Here is a 20,301-nt window from a genome sequence, read left to right as displayed (position 1 = left end):
CAACCAACGTTGGGGGTCCTCCCGCATTTAACCCCCAAACGGAATCAGCTGACCGGCCCCTGGAAGGCCGGGAGGGAGGCCGCCCCAACCACTAGGACGCCCCCACCTCCCGCACGCTGCCTCAACGCCGCACAAGCCGGCGGGGCATCCCAACCGGGCGCCGCCCGGCACGTGCCGCACCCCAACTGACCCGCAGCAGGGGCCGTTAACAGCCCCACAACGGCCCCAGCTGCGAGCCAGTTGGGGAAGAGGGACCCCAGCTCCAGCCGACTGCCCGGCGGAGAAAGGACCGCCGACGGGGACCACGCCGGATCTCGCTGAACCGGCCCCGACGAGAGGGCGTCCGCTCTCGGCGCAATTTGACCGCGATCGGCGCCGATTCCAGTGATTTTCCCCAAAAAAGGCCGAAAACACGCGGAATTTGCCACCTCTGAGGCGCCAAGCTGGTAAGTTTTCGAACAGTGGTTTGTACGCATGCCGTGTGCAGGCTCCAAAATCGTGACCGTCCAGGAGGACATAAATGGCTAAGAACCGTAGTGAACTTGTTGCAGAGGTAGCAGGCAAGGCCGGCACCAGCCAGGCAGCAGTCAACTCCGTGCTCGACGCACTGTTCGAGGTCTTCGAGACCTCTGTCGCCGCGGGCGAAAAGATCACCATCCCGGGCTGGCTTGCCGTCGAGCGCACCGACCGTGCAGCTCGCACCGGCCGCAACCCGCAGACCGGCGAGACCATCCAGATTGCCGCTGGCCACAGCGTCAAACTGACCGCCGGCTCCAAGCTGAAGGCTGCAGTCGCCAAGAAGAAGTAGTCTTCTTCGCAGGCTTGAAAGGAGCGGCAACCATCGGGTTGCCGCTCCTTTTGCGTCCCCGGCCAATCCTCCGCCCGGGGCCCGGCCGGTCCCCGGCCAATCCGCCGCCCTTTCACGACCACCCGCATTGGCGGATCCCCGAATGCCAACGCCGGGGCCGATTCGCTGAGCACGGCGGCGTAGCGGACAATGGAGGTGTGCCTTCCGCAGCAAATCCCACGCCCACAACCGCAGCGCCCGTTCCCTCCGAGGACGGACGTGGCCCTGAATCCGGTCCCGCCGGGATATCCCGGCCGTGGCTGATCGCCGGCCTTGGCGCGTTGTTCGTGGGCCTGGTATTGGCACTCATCTTCTCCGGAGCGGCAGCCGCCCGCGAGGTCTCAGATCCGGGTGCGCTGGTGCGCTGGGGGCTTCCGGTGAGCAAAGCGATCCACAACGTCGCCGTAGCCACCGTGATCGGTGGCCTCATCTTCGCCGTCGCCATCCTCCCGCGGAACCGGTCCGGCTCCCGGTCCAAGGAGCAGGACGCTCCGGAACATCCGGCCTTCACCCGGGCGCTGGCCGTGGCAGCGGCCGCCGGCGCCGTCTGGACACTCTCCGCGATCACCGTGCTGGTCCTGGGCTACGCGGACATTGCAGGGCAGGGCATCTCCGGGGATCCGGAATTCACGCGCTCCCTCGTGTACTTCATGACGGACATCGAAACCGGACGCGCGTGGCTGGCTGTGGTGATCATCGCGGCCGTCGTTACCACCGCCCTATTCGGAGTGCGCTCCCGCGGGGGCTTGGCACTGACGCTGGTCCTTTCGCTGATCGGACTGGTCCCCGCCGCCCTGATCGGGCACTCCTCAAGCTCCAGCGACCACGAGGGCGCCATCAACTCGCTCGGCCTGCACCTGGTGGGCGTATCGGCCTGGGTGGGCGGCATCATCATGCTCGCAGTCCTCTCCGGCGTCCTGGGCGGCACAGGCGCCGCCGGCCGCTCCTCAGGCGCTACTGGGACCGCAGACATCATCGAGCCAACCCTGCGCCGGTTCTCATCCCTCGCGGGTTTTGCCTTCGCCCTGGTCTTCGCCTCAGGCGTGATCAACGCCAGCATCCGCCTCACCACTTGGGCAGACCTCTTCGGCTCGGCGTACGGGCAACTGATCCTCGCCAAGACGGCAGCGGTCCTGGTGCTGGGCGGCATCGGGCTCATGCACCGCCGCTGGGTCATCCCGCAGCTTGGCAACCGCGCCATGGCCAGGTCCGCGCGCCGCGTGCTGTGGCAGTTGGTGATTGTGGAGCTGATCATCATGGGAGCGACGTCCGGGATCGCCGTTGCGCTGGGGCGCTCCGCGCCACCGCAGCCCACCACCTTCGCACCCGACGCTTCGCCGGCCTTCATCCTCTCGGGCTACGAGCTGCCGCCGGAACTGACCCCGGAACGATGGCTCACGGAGTGGCGGCTCGACTGGCTCTGGATCGCCGTCGCCGTCTTTGCCCTGGCGGCCTACCTCCTCGGCGTACGAAAGGTGATGAAGCGGGGCGACTCGTGGCCCTGGTTCCGGACGGTCAACTGGGTGATCGGACTTATGGTCCTCACCTACGTGACCTCGGGGCCGCCGTCGGTCTATGGCAGGGTACTGTTTTCGGCGCACATGGTGGACCACATGGCCCTGACCATGGTGGCCCCCATCTTCCTGGTCCTCGGCGCCCCCGTAACCCTGGCGCTCCGGGCGCTCACCCCGCGGCGCGACAGCTCCCGCGGACCGCGTGAGTGGCTGATGATCTTCATCCACTCCAAGTTCTCCCAACTGGTGACCCACCCGCTGTTCGCGGCCGCCAACTTCGCCGGCTCGATCGTGCTCTTCTACTACTCGGACGCGTTCGGCTACGCGATGCGGGACCACGTGGGCCACGAGCTCATGAACCTGCACTTCGCCCTCACCGGCTACATCTTCGTGCTCACCATGATCGGCACCGATCCGCTGCCGCGCCGCGCACCCTACCCCATGCGGCTGCTGCTGCTGCTGGCCACCATGGGCTTCCACGCGTTCTTCGGCGTCGCCATCATGGGCGGCACGGGGCTGCTGGCCGCGGACTACTTCGGCAACCTGGGACGGACGTGGGGCCCTTCGGCCCTGCTGGACCAGCAGATGGGCGGTGCCGTGGCCTGGGGGATTGGCGAAGTGCCAACCCTGCTGGTGGCGATCGGCGTCGCCGTGATGTGGTCCCAGTCCGACGCGCGCGAGTCCAAACGCACCGACCGGGCGGCGGACAGGAATAACGACGCCGAGCTCACCGCTTACAACGATATGTTTGCCAAGCTGGCCGAGCGCGACGCCAGGCTTGCCGAACGCAATTCAAAGCTGGAAGGACGCTCATGACCGAAACCGTACGCACCCACCTCCGGGTCCGGGCCTCCGAACTGGTGGGCCGCAACTGGCTGAACACCGGTGGCAAGTCCCTGGACCTTGAATCCCTGCGCGGCAAGATCGTGCTGCTGGACTTCTGGACGTTCTGCTGCATCAACTGCCTGCACGTCCTGGACGAACTCCGCCCGCTCGAACAGCAGTACTCGGATGTCCTCGTGACGGTCGGCGTGCATTCGCCCAAGTTCGAGCACGAGGCCGATCCCGTGGCGCTGGCGGCCGCCGTCGAACGCTACGAGATCCGCCACCCGGTCCTCGACGACCCCGAGCTGGACACCTGGAAGGCCTACACGGCCCGGGCCTGGCCCACCCTGGTGGTCATCGATCCCGAGGGCTACATCGTGGCGCACCTCTCCGGTGAAGGCCACGCGGACGGCCTCTCCGTGCTGATCCCCGAACTGATTGCCGAACATGAGGCCAGAGGAACCCTGCACCGCGGCGACGGCCCCTACGTGGCGCCGGAACCGACGTCGGGCACGCTGCGCTTCCCGGGCAAGGCCCTGTACCTGCCCGCCGGCCGCGGCGTTGGAAGCGGCGACGGCTCGTGGCTGGTGACCGACACCGGCCATCACCGGCTCGTGGAGCTCTCCACCGACTTTGAGACCGTGCTGGCCACGTACGGCTCCGGCGAAAAGGGCCACGCCGACGGCAACGCCGCCACCGCCCGGTTCAATGAACCGCAGGGCCTGGTGCTGCTGCCCGAGGACGTCGCCGCGGACGCCGGTTACGACGTCGTCATTGCAGATACCGTGAACCATCGGCTCCGCGGGCTGTCCCTCGCGGACGGAACCGTCCGGACGCTGGCCGGCAACGGCGTGCAGCGGTTGCTGGAAACCGGCCCGGCCCGCGTGGACGAGGAAGGCGCCGCCTACGGTACGCGGCTCGAGGCGGACCCGCTTGCGGTGTCCCTGAGCTCGCCGTGGGACGTCGTCTGGTCCGCGAAGCTCAACGCCGTGGTGGTGGCGATGGCAGGAGTGCACCAGATCTTCAGTTTCGAGCCGACCTCCGGCGCCGTAAAGATCATCGCCGGCAACGGCCTCGAAGGGCTTCTGGACGGCCCGGCCGCCGAAGCCTGGTTCGCCCAGTCCTCCGGCCTCGCCGAAGACGCCGACGGCAACATCTGGGTGGCTGACTCCGAGACCTCCGCCCTGCGCAAACTCGTGATTGACGACGCCGGCAGCATCACCGTCGAGTCCGCGGTGGGCAAGGGCCTGTTCGACTTCGGCTTCCGCGACGGCACCGCCGCAGACGCGCGGCTGCAGCACCCGCTCGGCGTGACGGTGCTCCCTGACGGCTCGGTGGCCATCGCGGACACCTACAACGGCGCAGTCCGCCGCTACGACCCGGCAACGGGCACGGTCTCCACGCTGGCACGCGGACTGTCCGAGCCCTCGGACGTGATTGTGGACCACACCCAGGTGGCCGGATCCGAGCCGTTGCTGGTGGTGGTCGAGGCCAACAAGCACCAGCTCGTCTACGTGCCCATCCCCAAGGAAGCCCAGCAGGTGGACGAAGGCGCTGCGCAGACCCACCGGCCCAAGAGCCCCGTGGCGCCCGGGCCGCTCGAACTGGCGGTCCGCTTCGAGGCGCCCACAGGGCAGAAGCTGGACGACCGCTGGGGCGATCCCACCCAGCTGAAGATCTCCTCCACGCCCCCTGAGCTGCTGGTCTCCGGCGGCGGCACATCCGTGGGGCTCCTCCGCACCCTGGAGCTTTCCGCCGACGTTCCCGAAGGCGTCCTGCACATCACCGCCCGCGCGGCCGCGTGCGACGGACCGGAAGACGCCGACGGCGAGATCCCGGACCATGCGGCCTGCCACCTCTACCAGCAGGACTGGGGAATCCCCGTGCTCCTGCAGGCCGACGGCGACACCGAACTGGTCCTGGACCTGCGCGGAATGGACTGAGCCGCTGCGCCAAGGCTGATTAAAAGGCTGCTGCCCGTGACCCGGTGTCACGGACAGCAGCCTTTGGCTTTGTTCGGGCGGCGGCCTAGTAGTCCAGCTGCGGCGTGAGTTTGACGGTGTCTCCGTCGATGTCCAATCGGGTCGTGAAGCTGAAATCGTGGACGGAGTCGATGTCGGACACGGCGCCCGAGAACAGGTCCTGCTGGCGCGCCTTGATCCGGGCCTTGCCGTCGAGGGGCGCCACCACCCAGCGACCGCCGAACGGCTCGATGCTGACGCTGGGGTAGTCCGTGATGCTCCAGTCGATGGTCCCTTCCGTCACGCGGTTGATGGTGGCGTGGTAGAACGGGCAGTTGGGCTGCAGCTTTTGCTGCTTGTTGGCCTCGTCGGCGCAGGAGTCCAGGAACTCCTTGACCTTCCCGCTCACGGCCTCCTTCAGGGCGCCGGTGGCCTCGGTCATCAGGTTCAGTGAGGCCGGGCGCGCGTCCCCGCCCGACACCGTGGCGCGGGTGGCCGGGGCGGAGAAGTACTGTCCGTTCAGGGTCGCCTCGTACTCGCCGGGGTAGAAGACAGCGAAGGAGTTGCGGCCGTTGGGCATGTTCACCGGTACCCCGTTGAGAGTGGCCTCGCTGGAATTGACCACGGTGACGTCCAGGACGGGCAGCTCCGAGGGGACGAAAGACCATTTGTGGAAGAACAGCCACTCGGTGCCCGAGCGCTCCAACAGGAACTCAGCCCGCAACTGGCTGCCGTTGACGGTGTAGTCCATCGGCACCATGACCTGGTTCGCGCCGCGCTCTTCCGCGGCGCCAAGCTTGACGTTGGAGATGCGGGCCGCCGCGGTTTGCAGAGCGGTGCCGTCGAGCATCGCCGGGTTGCTTTGCGGCACGGAGGCCCGCAACAGGCCCAGCGCCTTTTCGCCGTCGCCCTTTTGCAGGGCACTCAAATATTCGCGGACTGGCTGCTGGGGCCCGGCAATGGAGTCGTTCACCACGTTGATCGACACGATGGCCCCGGCCACGGCAAGCATCAGTCCGAGCAGCCACACGGCTGCGATTTTGACCAACGCCTGACTCATCTGCACCATTCTTACGTTACCTGTACCCCACGGGAATCCCCTTGTCACGGTCCGCATCTGTGACGCGGAGCATGGTGGAGGGCCTTCTGGGCCGGCGGGCCGGGAACGTTCGGTTGGATGCCGCCGCGGTGATCCCTAGCGGCGGCGGCGCTTGGATGAAGTGCCGAACACGCCGCGCAGCAGCTCCCTGCCAAGCTGGGTGCCCAGCGAACGGGCCATGCTCTGGAGGCCACCGCCCAAGGCCCCCGCGAGGTCCCCGCCGATGCCGCCACCACCGCCGTCTCTCGGCTGCGCCGGCCGGGGGGCGCGCCGCTCGGGCACGTTTCCATCGTCGGGCATCCTAGGCGCCGGCGCGGGACGGCTGCTGGGGCGGCCAAGAATTTCTTCCTCGATCCGCCGGGCTTCGGCGTCAATGGCGCTAGGGTCCAAACCGCCCTGGACTCCGCCGCCCTGCACTGCACCGCCCTGGTCGTCGCCCGGGTGCGCGGTGCCGGCGGCCGGCCCGGTGGGGGCAGCGCCTGTGTAGTCACCGTCCTTGCCGGTGATTTTCTCGTACGCCGAGATGTTGTCGACGGCGGTGCCGTACTTAGGCAGCAGGGCGGAGGCGGCGACGGTGCTGGAGACCAGTTCGTCGGTGCTGGGACCCATCACGGATTCCGGGGCGCGCAGCCGGGTCAGCGCCACGGGGGTGGGCGCGCCCTTCTCATTCAGGACGGTGATGACGGCCTCGCCGATGCCGGCGGTGGTAAGGGTCTCCTCGAGGTCGTAGTCGCTGGTCGGGAAGGTGGAGACGGTGGCCCTGAGGGCCTTGGCGTCCTCCGGGGTATAGGCGCGGAGGGCGTGCTGCACGCGGTTTGCCAGCTGACCGAGGACGTCGGCGGGGACATCCTTGGGGGTCTGCGTCACGAAGAAGATGCCGACGCCCTTGGACCGGATGAGCCGGACTGTGGTGGTGATGGCATCAAGAAAGGCTTTCGAGGCGCCATTGAACAGCAGGTGTGCCTCATCGAGAAAGAAGACAAGCTTGGGCTTGTCCAGGTCCCCAGCCTCGGGCAGGTCCTCGAAGAGGTCGGCGAGCAGCCACATGAGGAACGTCGAGAAGAGCATGGGTTTGGTCTGCAGGGTCGGAAGCTCCAGGCAGCTCACCACGCCGCGACCGTCCGGCGCGGTACGCAGCAGTTCGGCGGTGTCGAACTCGGGTTCGCCGAAGAACTTCTCCATACCCTGCGCCTCGAGCGTGATCAGTTCGCGCAGGATCACGCCGGCGGTTGCCTTGGAGAGGCCGCCGAGTTCCGCAAGCTCGTCCTTGCCCTCGGCCGAGGTGAGGAACTGGATCACGGCCCGCAGGTCCTTGAGGTCGATCAGCTCCAGGTTGTTCGTGTCCGCGAAATGGAAGACGAGCTGCAGGCTGGATTCCTGGGTCTCGTTCAGGTCCATGACCCGGGAGAGCAGGATGGGTCCGAAGGACGTGATGGTGGCCCGGACCGGTATGCCCTGGCCGTCGCCGCCGAGGGCCAGGAACTCCACCGGGAAAGTCTTGCCGGACCAGGCCTGGCCGAGGCTCTCCGTGCGGGCCAGGAGCTTGTCGCTGCCCGTGGCCGCGGTGGCCAGCCCGGAGAGGTCGCCTTTGATGTCGGCCAGGAAGACGGGCACGCCCGCGGTGGAGAGCTGTTCGGCCATCATGTGCAGCGTGACGGTCTTGCCGGTGCCTGTCGCCCCGGCCACGAGGCCGTGCCGGTTCATCATCGCGAGCGGCAGCCGGACCGGCGCCTCCTTGTGGAGCTCGCCATCGATGATCGCCGCCCCGAGCTCGATCGTCGGGCCGTCCAGGGTGTAGCCCTTCTGGATCGTGGCGACTTTGTCTGCAGTGGATTTGATGGCCATGCGGTTAGCTTAGCCGGGTCCGCGATTCCCGGACCCGGCTAAGACCGGTCTATTCGGCGAGGGCCCTGAGGACCTCCTTGGCCACGTGCTCGCTGGACTGCGGGTTCTGTCCGGTGATGAGGTTTCCGTCCCGGCCAACAGGCGACGTCCAGGCCGCGCCGTTCTCCATTACCGCGCCCTTCGACCGGGCGACGCGGGGGCACTCATCGGGATGCGCTGTGGGCGTTTCGGCGGCAAAATCGGCGCCGGGTCCCAATTACGCCACCGATTAGCGTTTTTGCGATTTTGCTTTAGACTGTGGCATGCCCAACTCGCTCCCGCGCATCGTACTGGCCTTTGTGGTGACCCTCGGCCTTGTCTTCCTGGGCGGAAGCCCGGCCTCGGCCGCCACTTCCCCGGGACCGGGCATCGACGTGTCCTGGCCGCAGTGCGGCAAGCCCCTGCCAAAGCAGCCTATGTTCGCGATTGTCGGCGTCAACAACGGCCTGGCCAACAACACGAACCCCTGCCTGGCGAGCCAACTGGCCTGGGCGAAGACCGCAAAGTCCCCGGCAGCGACGGCGCAGCCGAGGGTGGCCCTGTACGTCAACACCGCCAACCCCGCACGGCAGGGGTCCTGGTGGCCCACGTTGAACACCTACGACGGGGTGAAGGTCACCAACCCCTACGGCAACTGCGCCTTGGGGTCGTTCAAAGCCTGCTCCTACATGTACGGGTGGGCCAAGGCGGCCGACGACGCCAAGCGCCGCGGGGTCAGCAACCCGCAGTCCTACCTCTGGTGGCTGGATGTCGAAACGGAAAACACTTGGCAGACGGACAAAGCCGCCAACGTCGCCGTCCTGGAAGGCCTGACCGCCTATTTCAAGAAGATCGGCGCCCGCGTGGGCCTCTACTCCACCGCCTACCAGTGGGGGAAGATCGCCGGAACGGTGAAGTTCACCAGCCCGCTGGCAGGATTGCCGAGCTGGCTTGCCGGTGCCGCATCGGCGTCCCGCGCCAAGGCGAACTGCGCCCTCCCCGGGCTCACGCCGCGCAGCCGCGTCTCAATGACGCAGTACATCTCCGGCGGCCTGGACTATAACTACTCCTGCGGCTGAGGCGCCGGCAGAAATATCCCGGGGGCCGCCGTCGTTGACCCCAGTGTGCCCGCGCCGGAATCCCGGCGCCGCCCAGGACCGCAGTCCAAACTCCGGCCCGCACACTGCTCCGCTACGAAAGGCCGGCTTTTCCGTGACTGTTCCACTTTCCATTCTTGATCTCGCAACCATCGGCCCGGGCCAGACGGCGGCGGAGAGCTTCGCCGGAAGCGTGGCCATGGCGCAGCTCGCCGAAGACCGGGGCTACCGGCGGATCTGGTACGCCGAGCACCACAACATGTCCTCGATCGCCTCCTCCGCCACCAGCGTGCTGATCGCCCACGTCGCGGCCCACACCTCCAGCATCCGGCTCGGTGCCGGCGGCGTCATGCTGCCCAACCACTCGCCGCTGACCATCGCGGAACAGTTCGGCACGCTCGAGACCCTGCACCCGGGAAGGATCGACCTCGGCCTGGGCCGGGCGCCGGGCAGCGACCAGAACACCATGCGCGCCCTGCGCCGGGATCCGGCGTCGGCAGACAGCTTCCCGCAGGACGTCCTGGAGCTCCAGGGCTACCTGACCGGCCCCACCCGCATCCAGGGCGTAGAGGCCACCCCGGGCAAGGGCACCAACGTGCCGCTGTACATCCTGGGATCCTCGCTGTTCGGCGCCAGGCTGGCCGCGCAGCTGGGCCTGCCCTACGCGTTCGCCTCGCATTTCGCGCCCAACGCGCTGCAGGACGCGGTGGCCGTCTACCGCCGCGAATTCCGGCCCTCCGCGCAGCTCGATGCCCCGCACGTGATCGCCGGCGTCAATGTCATTGCCGCGGACTCGGCCGCGGAGGCCCAGGCGATGTTCCAAGCCACCAAGCGGGCCAGGGTCTCCCTGTTCTTCGGCAATGGCCGCGTTTTCAGCGACGACGAGGCCGACATGATCCTGGACTCGCCCCAGGGCCAGCACCTGGCGCAGATGATGAAGTACTCCGCAGTGGGCACTCCCGAGGCCGTCCTGGCGTACCTCGAGGAGTTCACGGAGCACGCCGACGCCGACGAACTGATCGTGGCGCACCAGAGCACCGGCACCGAACCCCGGCTCCGTTCCGTGGAACTTCTGGCCGATGCCGCCCGGCTCGTGCGGGCCTAAAGGCCTAACGGCCTAAACGCCTAACGGCCTAAACGCATAGCGGCGTCCCGGGCTACAGGTCCCGGCGCGCGCCCTCGGACGCGGGCTGTTCTGTTGCTGGCAGTTCTGTTGCCGGCAGTTCTGCGCTGAATGGCTCGAGCCCGGCTTTTTCCATGGCCTCGCGGAGCCGGGCGGCGGCGGTTTCCGGCGGGATGTCCGCGATAAATGCGCCCATCGCAGCCTCCGACCCTGCCAAGTACTTGAGTTTGTCCTCCTCCCGGCGGGGCGAGGTCAGCTGCAGCATGAGCCGGATGTCGTCCCGGTGGGCGTGGACGGGAGCCTGATGCCAGGCCGAAATATACGGCGTGGGGGTGTCATAGAGGGCATCGACGCCGCGCAGGAGCCGGCCGTACAACACGGAGAACTCATCGCGTTCCTCATCCGTTGTGGCGGCGAGGTCGGGGACGTGCCGGTGCGGGAGGATGTGCACTTCCAGCGGCCAGCGCGCGGCAAACGGGACAAACGCCGTCCAGTGCTCGCCCTGGAGCAGCACTCGCTCGGATTTCTGCTCGAAGCTGAGGATGTCCTCGAACAGCGGGCCGCCGTAGCTCTCGATCGTGCGGACCAGTTGGGCCGTGCGGGGCGTGATGTACGGGTAGGCGTAAATCTGTCCGTGCGGGTGGTGCAGCGTCACGCCGATCGCTTCGCCGCGGTTCTCGAACGGAAAGACCTGTTCGACGCCGGGCAGCGCGGCCAGCGCGGCCGTCCGGTCCGCCCAGGCTTCCACCACCGTGCGCATCCGGGACAGGGGCAGCGCCGCCAGGGAACCGGTGTGTTCCGGGGAGAAGCACACCACTTCGCACCGGCCCACAGACTGCCGGCTGCGTCCCAGCCCCACCTGAGCGAGGTCATCCAAGCCCTCCGGCGCGGCTTCCCCCGCCAGATCCGGTCCGAAGGACGGCGACTTGTTTTCGAAGACGGCGACGTCGTAGAGGCTCGGAATTTCCGAGGGATTCTCCGGCGACGCCGGGGCCAGCGGGTCCAGGTGCGAGGGCGGCAGGACCACCCGGTTCTGTCGGGCGGCCGCGATCGAAATCCACTCCCCGGTCAGGACGTCCTGGCGCATGGTGGCCGTGGCCGGACGGACCGCCGGTGCGCGGAGATCGTCCCCCCGGTCCGGCGGCAGGACGGTATCGGCGTCATCGAAGTAGATGATGTCCCGGCCGTCGGAGAGCTTGTAGGAGCGTTTCGTAATCTGGCCCATGCTAGGGGTTCCTCACGGGGTGGACGCTGTTTGCGGCTGGATCGACGGCTGGATCGGCGGTGACGCGGCGGACGTCCAGGAGCAGCCCGTGCTCCGGGTTCAGGACCGGCATTGGGAGGCCGGACTCCGCCAGGAAACGTCCCGACGCCTCGATGCCGCCCGCAAGCCATGCCGGTGGCATTGCCTGCAGGAACGCCCGCCGGTCATCGGCCGCGGGGTAGACCGCTTCCACCCGGTACGCGGCGTCCGGCAGCAGCCCCGGCAGGCAGACCCGCCCCGGGACTTCGGCGAACGACGTTGCCACGGACACCAGGGCGTAGAGGGCCTCGCCGCCGTCGTGGGACACGACGCCGTGAAGCCGGAGGGCCGGATCGGGCTCGTCGGCCCGTACCATGCGCCCGCTGTGCAGGAGCTGACGGTACTGCTTGAACAGCGCGATCGCCCCGGCAAGCTCGGCGCGTTCAGCAGAGGCGAGGCGTCGGACATCCCATTCGAGGCCGAAGTGGCCGAACATCGCGGTGATCGCCCGGAACGAGAGATCGTGCGTTCGCGCGGTGGTGTGGCTCGTGGTGGGGCCGATGTGCGATCCGACGAGCTCCGGCGGCACCACCAGGCCGGTCCAGCGCTGGATGGTCTGGCGTTCCAGGGCATCGTTGCAGTCCGAGGCCCAGATCCGGTCGGTGCGTTCCAGGATTCCGAGATCCACGCGGGCGCCCCCGGAGGAGCAACTTTCAATCTCGATGCCGGGGTGGGCCAATCGGAGCTCGTCGAGGAGCCGGTAGACGGCCAGCGTCTGGGCGTGCACGGACGGGCCGCCGGCGTGGCCCATTTCGGCCAGGTCCCGGTTCTGGTCCCACTTGAGGTAGCTGATCCGGTATTCGCTCAACAGGGCATCGAGCCTGTCGTAGATGTACTGCCATGCCTCCGGATTGACCAGGTCAAGGACCTGCTGGTGCCGCCACCGTTCCGGCAGCCGGCCAGCCGGGCCGCCGCCGGCGGGCTGGTTGCCCCCGGCGGTCCGTGGCGACGGGCCGGCGATCCAGTCCGGGTGGGCGCGGGCCAGGTCGGAGTCTTCGTTGACCATTTCAGGTTCGACCCAGAGCCCGAATTCCATGCCGTGGCCGGTGACCGCGTCGATCAGCGGCGTGAGGCCCTTGGGCCAGAGGTCCCCGTCGACGTACCAGTCGCCCAGGCCGGCGTGATCGTCCCGGCGGCCGCGGAACCAGCCGTCGTCGAGGACGAAGCGTTCCACGCCGAGTCCGGCGGCGGAATCGGCGAGTTCGAGCAGGGGTTCGAGGCGGTGGTCAAAGTAGACCGCTTCCCAGACGTTGAGAACCACAGGACGGGCCTTCCCGGACCGCGCGCCGGGGTGGTGCTGGCGCCCGCGGAACCAGGTGTAGAACGCATCGCTGATGCCGTCCAGGCCCGCGGCGGAGTACGCCGCGAACAGCCACGGGGTCTCGTAGCTGGCGTTCGCGGCCACGCTGATCTCGCCGGCGCCGAGCAGTTCCGAGGCGCCCATGACGGTCCGGCCGTCCGCGGCGGCGTCAACGAAGCTCTCGTGGTTGCCGCTCCAGCCCAGATGCACGGCCCAGACCTGCCCGTGGCGGTTGCCGAATCCGGGGGTGCCGGCCGCCAGCAGGAGCGAGGCGTCATGGCCGGTCCGGCCGTGCCGGCCCGAGCGGACCCACGTGCCCTGGTGCAGCGGCAGGCGCTGGGGGTGGGATTCCCGGCACCAGCGGCCGGTCAGGTCCAGGATTTCCGTGGCGGCGCGGCCCACGGGCAGCACGGCAGCGAGTTCGTCAAGGCTGTAGGGGCCGGCGCCGTCGTTCTCGAGCCGGTGCCGGAGCTGGAGCAGGCCGCCGTCGTTGATCCTGATCTCCGTGCGGACGCTGACACCGGCCTCGGGATCGGCCTGGGTGATGACCGCTGAGCAGTCCATCCCGCCGGACCACTCCCCACCGGAACGCTCAACACTGACAATGCGCAGGCGGGCCGAGAACGCCTGGCCGTCCCGGTGGCCGCGGAGGCCGGGCCGCCCGCGCCAGCCGGAGGACGCCTGCGGGATCAGTCCCAGCGTGACCGGGACGTCGAGGGCCGAGTGCGGCACGGCCTCGCCCAACAGCGAAAGGTCCGGTAGCGCCGGGCCGAGGTCGGCGCCGAAGTGCAGCATGGCGGCCTCGCCCGTGCTGAAGTCGATGAGCAGGGACGTTCCGGAGCGACGCAGGTACAACGGCTGCAGATCCGACGACAACAGGCCCGGGCCGCCCACGGGGGAGCGGGTCTCGGCGGCAAGGGTGAGGTCCGGGTTGTTCACGGCAGCTCCAGGCGTAGTGGTTTGGGTGGGCGGGGGCCGTTCCGGTCAGCCTGTGGCTGCTGTGGGGCTGGCTGCGCCGGTGCGGGCCAGGCGGAGCCGGCCGACGCGCTCGCCGAGGATGCGCCGGGCCTCGCTGCCAAGGAGGTCATCGCTGATCAGTTCGTCAGCGTCCTCCAGGCCGGCGATGGTGCTGATGCCGAGGGTGCCCCACTTTGTGTGGTCGGCCAGCACCACCACCCGGCGGGCCGCGGTGACGAAGGCCCGGTCGGTTTCGGCTTCGAGCACGTTGGGGGTGGTGAACCCGGCGTCGGCGTCGACACCGTGGACGCCGAGGAACAGCACGTCCAGGTGCAACTGTTTGAGCGAGGAAGTGGCCAGCGGACCGACGAGGGCATCGGAGGGCGTGCGCTCGCCGCCGGTCAGGATCACGGTGGACGGTGAGGCGCTCTGGTGGAAGACGTCCGCGATCCGAACGGAGTTGGTGACCACCGTGATCCGCGGACCGGCGGACAGCAGTTGGGCCAGCGCCCACGTGGTGGTGCCGGCGCTGAGCCCCACCGCCATGCCCTCGCGCACCTGTGCGGCCGCCTCCTGTGCAATCGCCATCTTCTCGTCCTGGAGCTGGGTCACCTTCAGCTCGAAGCCTGGCTCGTGCGTGCCGGCTCCGCCGGGCAGCTTGGCCCCGCCGTGGATCTTCTCCACGGTGCCCGCCGCGTCGAGGGCCTCGATATCCCGCCGCACGGTCATCAGCGAGACGCCGAGCATGTTGGCGAGGTCCGCGACACGGACGATCCGCTCACGCTGGACCTCCGCGAGAATGGCGGAATGGCGGGCTGCGGCTAGCATGTGGAGTCCTTACTGGGTTGAGTGGTTTGGCAGGCTTGACTGGGTTGAGTGGCTGGCGGAGGTGCCGACCAATTGGGCGGCGCGGGAACGGACGACGGCGACACCGCCGGCCGCGAGGCCGAGCCCGCCGTCGAGCTCGGCGCCGGTGATCAGGTCGACGCCGTCCAGCGGCAGCCGGACGTCGTGAGCCCCATGGTTAATGCAGAACGTCCAGTCGGTCCCGTCCTTGCTGCGCCGGACCACTTCCACATCGTCCGGCAGCTCCGGAACGAGCGGCTGCACGCCGGCATCGGCGCAGACGACGGCGAGCAGTTCACCCAGGCCTTCCGGCGCGAGTGACGTGGCGACATAGTAGGAGCGGCCGCTTCCGGCGCGGTTACGGGTCACGGCGGGAGAGCCGGCGGCCGGTCCCTCTTCCACGGCCGCGAGGACCTCGGCGGTGGTGGCATGCCCCATTTCGTTCCAGCAAGTGCCTGCCCCGAAGCTGCCGAGCCGGACGCTTTCGCCGCCGCGCAGCGGGAAGAACTCTTCCATCCGGATGCCCAGCAGTCCGCTGAACGCGCCGGGGTAGCTGCCAAGCCTGATGTGGTCATTTTCGTCCACAATACCGGAGAAGTAGGTCACCACGAGGTTGCCGCCGGAGCGCACGTACGCGTCCAGTTTCGCGGCCCCGGCATCGCTCACGAGGTACTGCATCGGCGCGACGACGAGCCGGTAGCCGGAGAGGTCGTCGGTGCTCTGGCGGAAGTCGGTGGGGATGCCGGCCCGGTAGAAGGCATCATGCCAGCGCCGGGTTTCGGCGATGTTGGAAGCGTCCACGCTCGGGTGCGAGTCCAGTTCCGAGGCCCAGCGGGCGTCGGTGTCGTGGAGGATCGCGACGTCCACCCGGCCGGAGGCGCCCGTGACCACCGAGCCGCTGACTTCGGCCAGGCTGCGCAGTGCCTGGCCCAGCTGGACCACTTCGCGCCAAACCTTCGTGTCCGTGCCGGCATGCGGCAGCAGCCCGGAATGGAACTTTTCGGCGCCGGCACGCGAGGCCCGCCACTGGAAGAAGAGCGCACCGTCGGCGCCGCGGGCAACATGCTGCAGGGAATTGCGCAGCATCTCGCCGGGCGCTTTGGCGATGTTGCGGGGCTGCCAGTTCACGGCAGAGGTGGAGTGTTCCATGAGCAGCCACGGCTTGCCCTTGGCCCAGCCTCGGGTGAGGTCTGCGGTTGCCGCCAGTTCCTGGAAGTTCCGCGGATCCTCGGCAATCAGGTAGTGGTCGTTGGAGACCACGTCCATCTCCTCGGACCAGCGCCAGTAGTCCACGGGCTGGTGCAGGCCCATGTTGAAACCCATGAAGTTGGTGGTGACGGGATGTCCCGAATGCGAGCGGATGATCGCGGCCTCGGCCTTGTAGCATTCGAGCAGCTCATCGGAGGAGTAGCGGGCGAAGTCCAGCTGCTGGGTCGGGTTGACCCAGGTCCCGGAGGTCCTCGGCGGCAGGATCTGCTCCCAGGCCGAGTAGCGCTGGGACCAGAAGGCCGTGCCCCACGCGGCGTTGAGGGCCTCGAGGCTGCCGTGCCGGCGTTCGAGCCAGCGCCGGAAACCGGCGGCGGCGCCGTCCGAGAAATCCGGCTGGTTGTGGCAGCCGTACTCGTTGTGGACGTGCCACATCACGACGGCGGGATGGTCCTTGTACCGGAGGGTGATCTGCTCGGTGAGGGCAGCGGCGGCCCGGCGGTAGTCGGCGCTCGAGGCCGCGAAGGCCTGCCGGGAACCGTAACTGTGCCGCACGCCGTCGGCCGTTACCGGAAGGGACTCGGGGTACTTGTGGCTGAACCAGGGCGGCGGGGATGCCGTGGCGTTCGCCAGGTCCACCCGGATGCCGTTCGCGTGCAGCAGGTCCAGCACCCGGTCCAGCCAGCCGAACTCGTAGACGCCCTCGGACGGCTCCAGCAGGGACCAGCTGAAGATGCCTACGCTGACCAGGTTGACGCCGGCCTCGCGCATCAGCCGGACGTCCTCGTCCCAGGTCTCCTCGGGCCACTGCTCCGGGTTGTAGTCTCCGCCGAATGCCAGCATCGGGGAGCCCTCGGCGCCGAGGCGGGCGGTGATGTAGTCCATGCCGTTGTTGCTGTGGTTGGTGTTGAAGTCCACGTTTATCCTTTGCTGGAGCCGAGGGTCAGGCCCGCCACGAAATGGCGCTGCAGGAGCAAGTAGATGATCAGAGCCGGAACGGCGGTGATCATGGCGCCGGCGGCGATCAGGTTGTAGTTGGAGAGGAATTGACCCTGGAGGTTGTTGATCGCGGTGGTGACCGGAAGGCGGTCGCCGCTTTGGATGAAGAGCAGGGGCCAGAAGAAGTCGTTGTAAATGAAGATCACCTCGAGCGTGCCCATGGCGGCCAGGGCCGGGCGGCACAGCGGCAGGATGATGTCCCAGTACTGGCGCCAGACGCCGGCCCCGTCAACCAGGGCCGCCTCGGTCAGTTCGGGGGACAGGGCTTTCATGTAGTTCGAAAGGACGAACGTCACGAAGCCGATCTGGAAGGCGGTGTCCACGGCAATCACGCTGATGTAGGTGTTGAGCAGGTTCCCGGAATCGCTGACGGCGTAGGGAAGCTCGAAGTGTTTGAACATTTCAAAAAGCGGCGCCGCGAGCACCTGCGGGGGCAGCAGGTTTCCGGCGGTGAACATGATCAGCAGGGTGATGTTGAACTTCCAGCTCACCCGGCTCACGGCGAACGCCATCATGGAGGCGAAGAAGAGGATCAGGAACACCGAGGGGACCGTGATGAGCACGGAGTTCCAGAACAGCTGGGCAAAGCCGCCCTGCGTCCAGGCCTGGATGAAGTTGTCGAAGTTGAACGCCCCGCCGGTGCTGAAGTAACCGTATTTGTCGGTGTCCGCCTTGGGCCGCAGGGCAGTGAAAATGGCCCAGCCGAGGGGTACGAGCCAGATCGCCGCCATGACGATGAGGAAGACGTGGGTGCCGTAGTGCCGCCTGCCCTGCTTGTTGTTGGCCGGCTGGCCCGGCCGGGGGCCGGTCCTGCCCGGGCCGGAGCTGCGCTGCGCAGCGTCCGCCGGGCTGCCGGCCGCGGCGGCATCGGTTGGATGGGCGATGCTCATGCCTCTTTGTCCTTTCCGAACGCGCGGGACAGGTAGAACGTGATGGGGATCAGCGAGATGACGAGCAGGATGACGGCCAGCGCCGAGCCGATGCCGATCACCTGCCCCTCGCCCACCAGGTTCTGGATGACCAGGGCGCTGATCAGTTCGAGCCCGTTGGTGCCGCGGTTGATCACGTAGACGATGTCGAACGCCCGGAGGGATTCGATGACGGTGATGACGATGATGATGACGTTGACCGGGCGCATGGCCGGGAAGATCACGCGGAAGAAGGTCTGGACGGCGTTGGCGCCGTCGATCTGGGCCGCCTCGCGCAGGGTCGGATCCACGCCCTTGAGCCCGGCCAGGTACAGGATCATGACGTAGCCGGCGTGCCGCCAGGTGGCGGCGAAGAGGGCAGCCCAGATGTTGACGCTGGAATCCCCGAACCAGTCGACGGCCTGGGGCGTGCCCGCCGTGCCGAGGATGAAGTTCAGGAGGCCGCTGTCACGGTTGTAGAACAGCTGCCAGATGATCCCGATCAGGGCCAGGGACAGCATCACCGGGGCGAAGAAGATGCTCTGGTAGATCCGCGTGCCGCGGATGTTCTGGTCCAGGAGCACGGCTAGCAGCAGCCCCAGCGGAGTGGCGACAAGTGCCAGGAATGCCAGCCACAGCACGTTGTGCTGCATGGCCGGCCAAAACGGCGGGTAGTCCTGGGCGATGAACAGGTAGTTCTCGACGCCGGCGGGCTTGATGTCGTTCAGCTCCAGCCCGTTCCACCGGGTGAAGGACAGTCCGACCGACATGAGCGTGGGGATCCAGACCAATACGAGCTGGATCAGCGTGGGGACGCCCACCATCAAGCCCAGCACCAGTTTGTCGCGGCCGGACAGCCGCCGAACCCGCCGCGCGGGGGCGGCGGCTGCTTTGCGCCCCCGCGCCGTCGGATTGGTAGAGACACTCATGGAGATTCCTTGCCTTGGGACTGCTGGGAAATACAGGGTGAAATGCGCGTGCGAAACGCGCGGGCAGACACGCCTCTACTGGGCGGCGTACAGGGACTTGGCCTGGGCTTCCAGGTTCTTCACATCGACGTTGCCGTCCTTGATGAAGGACTGGAGGGCCGGGATCATCACGTTGTTGGCCATGGCGGGCAGGGCATCGCGGTCGAAGAACTGGCTGATGTTCTTGGCGCCGCTGATGGCCTCGGCCAGTTTCTTGTTGAGCGGCGTGAACTTGGAGGTATCGGCGCCCTTGGCGGTGGCGATGTTGGAGGAGTCGACCGAGGCGTATACATCCTGTCCCTCCGGGGTGCCTACGTAGGCCAGGAAATCCCGGGCGGCCTGGTTCTGACCGCCCTTCTTGGAGAGCAGGAGGCCGTCGATGGGTGCCTCGATGGCGTCCTGGCCTTCCACCGCGACCTCGGGGAACGGGAAGAAATCGATGTCGTCGGCGATTGCCTTGTCCGTGTACTGCTGGGTCAGGAAGGAGCCGAGCAGGTACATGCCGGATTTCTTGTCCGCGAGGGACTTCGCCGAGTCCTGCCAGGTCATGCCGAGGGCGTTCGGGTTCTGGTACGGCAGCAGGGCCTTCCAGGTGTCGAAGACGTCGCTGACCTTCTTCTGGTCCCAGCTTTCCCTGTGCGCGGTGAGGTCCATGTGGAACTGATAGCCGTTCAGGCGCATGTTCAGGTAGTCGAAGGTGCCCATGGCGGGCCAGCCGTCCTTGTCCGCAAATTCAATCGGGATCAGGCCGTCGGCCTTCATCTTGGCGGCGAGGGTCTTCAGCTCATCGAACGTCGTGGGGACGGCGTAGCCCTTTTCCGTCCAGAGGCTCTTCCGGTAGAAGAAGCCCCAGGGGTAGTTGTAGTTCGGGATCAGGTACATCTTGCCGTCGGCGCCCGTCGAGGCTTTTTTCAGGGCGTCGGAGTAGTTTGCGCCGACCTTTTCCCAGACATCGTCGATCGGGGCGAGGAGTCCCTTGCCGGCGTAGTACTGCATGCGGTAGCCGGCGAACCAGGTGAACGAATCGTCTGGGCTGCCCTGGAGGTAGGTGTTGATTTTGTTCTGGAAATCGTTGTGCGCCACCACGTTGGTGGTGATCGTGACGCCGGACTTCTTCTGGAATGCGTCGGTCACTGCCTTGTAGGCGGCCTTGGGGACCTCGTCGGAGGATCCGGAGCCGAAGGTGGCCGTCGTGGCACCACTGCTGGCAGGTGCGGTGCCGCCCGTGCAGGCTGAGAGCAGGGGAATGCCGGCCATCGCGACTGCTCCGGCGCCGAAGGTCTTCAGCAGCGTCCTCCGGTCCCACCCGCCCTGGCTGGAGGCCCGGAGCAGTGCGTCTTCATGCATGGTCATAATTTCTCCTTTGAAATAATGCGGGTGGAGTGAAGCAGATCACATAATTAGCAATCATATTCGCACAATAAAGAACGTCAAGTAGCAAAAAAGAACACTATGGTTCGCTTGGCCGGTCCTGTCCGTTGACTT

Annotated in this window: 14 protein-coding genes and 1 pseudogene; 5 read left to right on the top strand and 10 right to left on the bottom strand. The window is 67.4% G+C overall.

Annotated features, from left to right (window positions below; translation table 11 throughout):
* Positions 1–520: 520 nt before the first annotated feature.
* The 3 genes from AC1DZQ_RS02640 (at position 521) to AC1DZQ_RS02630 (ending at position 5,129) form a co-directional block, all read left to right on the top strand.
* Positions 521–808, top strand: coding sequence for an HU family DNA-binding protein (locus AC1DZQ_RS02640; RefSeq protein WP_011776355.1), 288 nt, complete (start codon positions 521–523; stop codon positions 806–808).
* Positions 809–1,005: 197 nt separating this feature from the next.
* Positions 1,006–3,177: a bifunctional copper resistance protein CopD/cytochrome c oxidase assembly protein gene (locus tag AC1DZQ_RS02635; protein ID WP_476962019.1), complete on the top strand. Its 2,172-nt coding sequence runs from the start codon at positions 1,006–1,008 to the stop codon at positions 3,175–3,177.
* Positions 3,174–5,129, top strand: coding sequence for an NHL domain-containing thioredoxin family protein (locus tag AC1DZQ_RS02630; RefSeq protein ID WP_476962018.1), 1,956 nt, complete (start codon positions 3,174–3,176; stop codon positions 5,127–5,129). The genes AC1DZQ_RS02635 and AC1DZQ_RS02630 overlap by 4 nt, the downstream gene beginning before the upstream one ends.
* An 85-nt stretch (positions 5,130–5,214) precedes the next feature.
* Here AC1DZQ_RS02630 and AC1DZQ_RS02625 read toward each other — a convergent pair whose 3' ends face one another.
* The 3 genes and pseudogenes from AC1DZQ_RS02625 to AC1DZQ_RS02615 all read right to left on the bottom strand — a co-directional run.
* Positions 5,215–6,207: a hypothetical protein gene (locus AC1DZQ_RS02625; RefSeq protein ID WP_476962017.1), complete on the bottom strand. Its 993-nt coding sequence runs from the start codon at positions 6,205–6,207 to the stop codon at positions 5,215–5,217.
* Between the two features lie 135 nt (positions 6,208–6,342).
* Positions 6,343–8,091, bottom strand: coding sequence for a helicase HerA-like domain-containing protein (locus AC1DZQ_RS02620; RefSeq protein ID WP_476962016.1), 1,749 nt, complete (start codon positions 8,089–8,091; stop codon positions 6,343–6,345).
* Positions 8,092–8,140: 49 nt separating this feature from the next.
* Positions 8,141–8,278 (bottom strand): annotated as a pseudogene (locus AC1DZQ_RS02615) (type 1 glutamine amidotransferase domain-containing protein); the annotation flags it as partial.
* 115 nt (positions 8,279–8,393) lie between these two features.
* On the opposite strand from AC1DZQ_RS02615, the gene AC1DZQ_RS02610 reads away from it, so the two are divergent.
* Together AC1DZQ_RS02610 and AC1DZQ_RS02605 are read left to right on the top strand one after the other, a co-directional pair.
* A complete protein-coding gene (locus AC1DZQ_RS02610; protein ID WP_476962015.1) occupies positions 8,394–9,188 on the top strand; it encodes a glycoside hydrolase family 25 domain-containing protein in 795 nt (264 codons plus the stop codon).
* Positions 9,189–9,321: 133 nt separating this feature from the next.
* Positions 9,322–10,311 carry an LLM class flavin-dependent oxidoreductase gene (locus tag AC1DZQ_RS02605; RefSeq protein ID WP_476962014.1) on the top strand — a complete coding sequence of 330 codons (990 nt, stop codon included), beginning with the start codon at positions 9,322–9,324 and terminating at the stop codon, positions 10,309–10,311.
* Positions 10,312–10,363: 52 nt separating this feature from the next.
* On the opposite strand, the gene galT is transcribed toward AC1DZQ_RS02605, so the two are convergent.
* The 7 genes from galT to AC1DZQ_RS02570 form a co-directional block, all read right to left on the bottom strand.
* Entirely contained in the window at positions 10,364–11,554 is a 1,191-nt protein-coding gene (galT, locus tag AC1DZQ_RS02600) for a galactose-1-phosphate uridylyltransferase (protein ID WP_476962013.1), read from the bottom strand.
* A 1-nt stretch (position 11,555) separates the two neighbouring features.
* Positions 11,556–13,796: an alpha-galactosidase gene (locus AC1DZQ_RS02595; RefSeq protein ID WP_476962036.1), complete on the bottom strand. Its 2,241-nt coding sequence runs from the start codon at positions 13,794–13,796 to the stop codon at positions 11,556–11,558.
* A 120-nt stretch (positions 13,797–13,916) separates the two neighbouring features.
* Positions 13,917–14,717 (bottom strand): DeoR/GlpR family DNA-binding transcription regulator, encoded by an 801-nt coding sequence (locus AC1DZQ_RS02590; protein WP_476962012.1) that lies wholly within the window; start codon positions 14,715–14,717, stop codon positions 13,917–13,919.
* Positions 14,718–14,726: 9 nt separating this feature from the next.
* Positions 14,727–16,859, bottom strand: coding sequence for a beta-galactosidase (locus AC1DZQ_RS02585; protein WP_476962011.1), 2,133 nt, complete (start codon positions 16,857–16,859; stop codon positions 14,727–14,729).
* Positions 16,860–16,861: 2 nt separating this feature from the next.
* A complete protein-coding gene (locus AC1DZQ_RS02580; protein ID WP_476962010.1) occupies positions 16,862–17,830 on the bottom strand; it encodes a carbohydrate ABC transporter permease in 969 nt (322 codons plus the stop codon).
* The gene (locus AC1DZQ_RS02575; RefSeq protein ID WP_476962009.1) at positions 17,827–18,777 is read right to left on the bottom strand and encodes a carbohydrate ABC transporter permease; all 951 of its coding nucleotides are present in this window, start codon (positions 18,775–18,777) and stop codon (positions 17,827–17,829) included. Before AC1DZQ_RS02575 ends, AC1DZQ_RS02580 begins: the two co-directional genes overlap by 4 nt.
* A 75-nt stretch (positions 18,778–18,852) precedes the next feature.
* Positions 18,853–20,169 (bottom strand): ABC transporter substrate-binding protein, encoded by a 1,317-nt coding sequence (locus AC1DZQ_RS02570; protein WP_476962008.1) that lies wholly within the window; start codon positions 20,167–20,169, stop codon positions 18,853–18,855.
* Positions 20,170–20,301 lie beyond the last annotated feature (132 nt).

The sequence above is a fragment of the Arthrobacter sp. P1_C12_2 genome (assembly GCF_056406415.1).
Note: the sequence above shows the minus strand (reverse complement) of the source record. Positions and strands in the feature narration are given on the sequence as shown.

Excerpts from the sequence above, each read along its gene's own strand:
- AC1DZQ_RS02640 (WP_011776355.1), top strand. The coding sequence starts at position 521 with ATGGCTAAGAACCGTAGTGAACTTGTTGCAGAGGTAGCAGGCAAGGCC.
- AC1DZQ_RS02630 (WP_476962018.1), top strand. The coding sequence starts at position 3,174 with ATGACCGAAACCGTACGCACCCACCTCCGGGTCCGGGCCTCCGAACTG.
- AC1DZQ_RS02625 (WP_476962017.1), bottom strand. The coding sequence starts at position 6,207 with ATGAGTCAGGCGTTGGTCAAAATCGCAGCCGTGTGGCTGCTCGGACTG.
- AC1DZQ_RS02620 (WP_476962016.1), bottom strand. The coding sequence starts at position 8,091 with ATGGCCATCAAATCCACTGCAGACAAAGTCGCCACGATCCAGAAGGGC.
- AC1DZQ_RS02610 (WP_476962015.1), top strand. The coding sequence starts at position 8,394 with ATGCCCAACTCGCTCCCGCGCATCGTACTGGCCTTTGTGGTGACCCTC.
- galT (WP_476962013.1), bottom strand. The coding sequence starts at position 11,554 with ATGGGCCAGATTACGAAACGCTCCTACAAGCTCTCCGACGGCCGGGAC.
- AC1DZQ_RS02590 (WP_476962012.1), bottom strand. The coding sequence starts at position 14,717 with ATGCTAGCCGCAGCCCGCCATTCCGCCATTCTCGCGGAGGTCCAGCGT.
- AC1DZQ_RS02580 (WP_476962010.1), bottom strand. The coding sequence starts at position 17,830 with ATGAGCATCGCCCATCCAACCGATGCCGCCGCGGCCGGCAGCCCGGCG.
- AC1DZQ_RS02575 (WP_476962009.1), bottom strand. The coding sequence starts at position 18,777 with ATGAGTGTCTCTACCAATCCGACGGCGCGGGGGCGCAAAGCAGCCGCC.
- AC1DZQ_RS02570 (WP_476962008.1), bottom strand. The coding sequence starts at position 20,169 with ATGACCATGCATGAAGACGCACTGCTCCGGGCCTCCAGCCAGGGCGGG.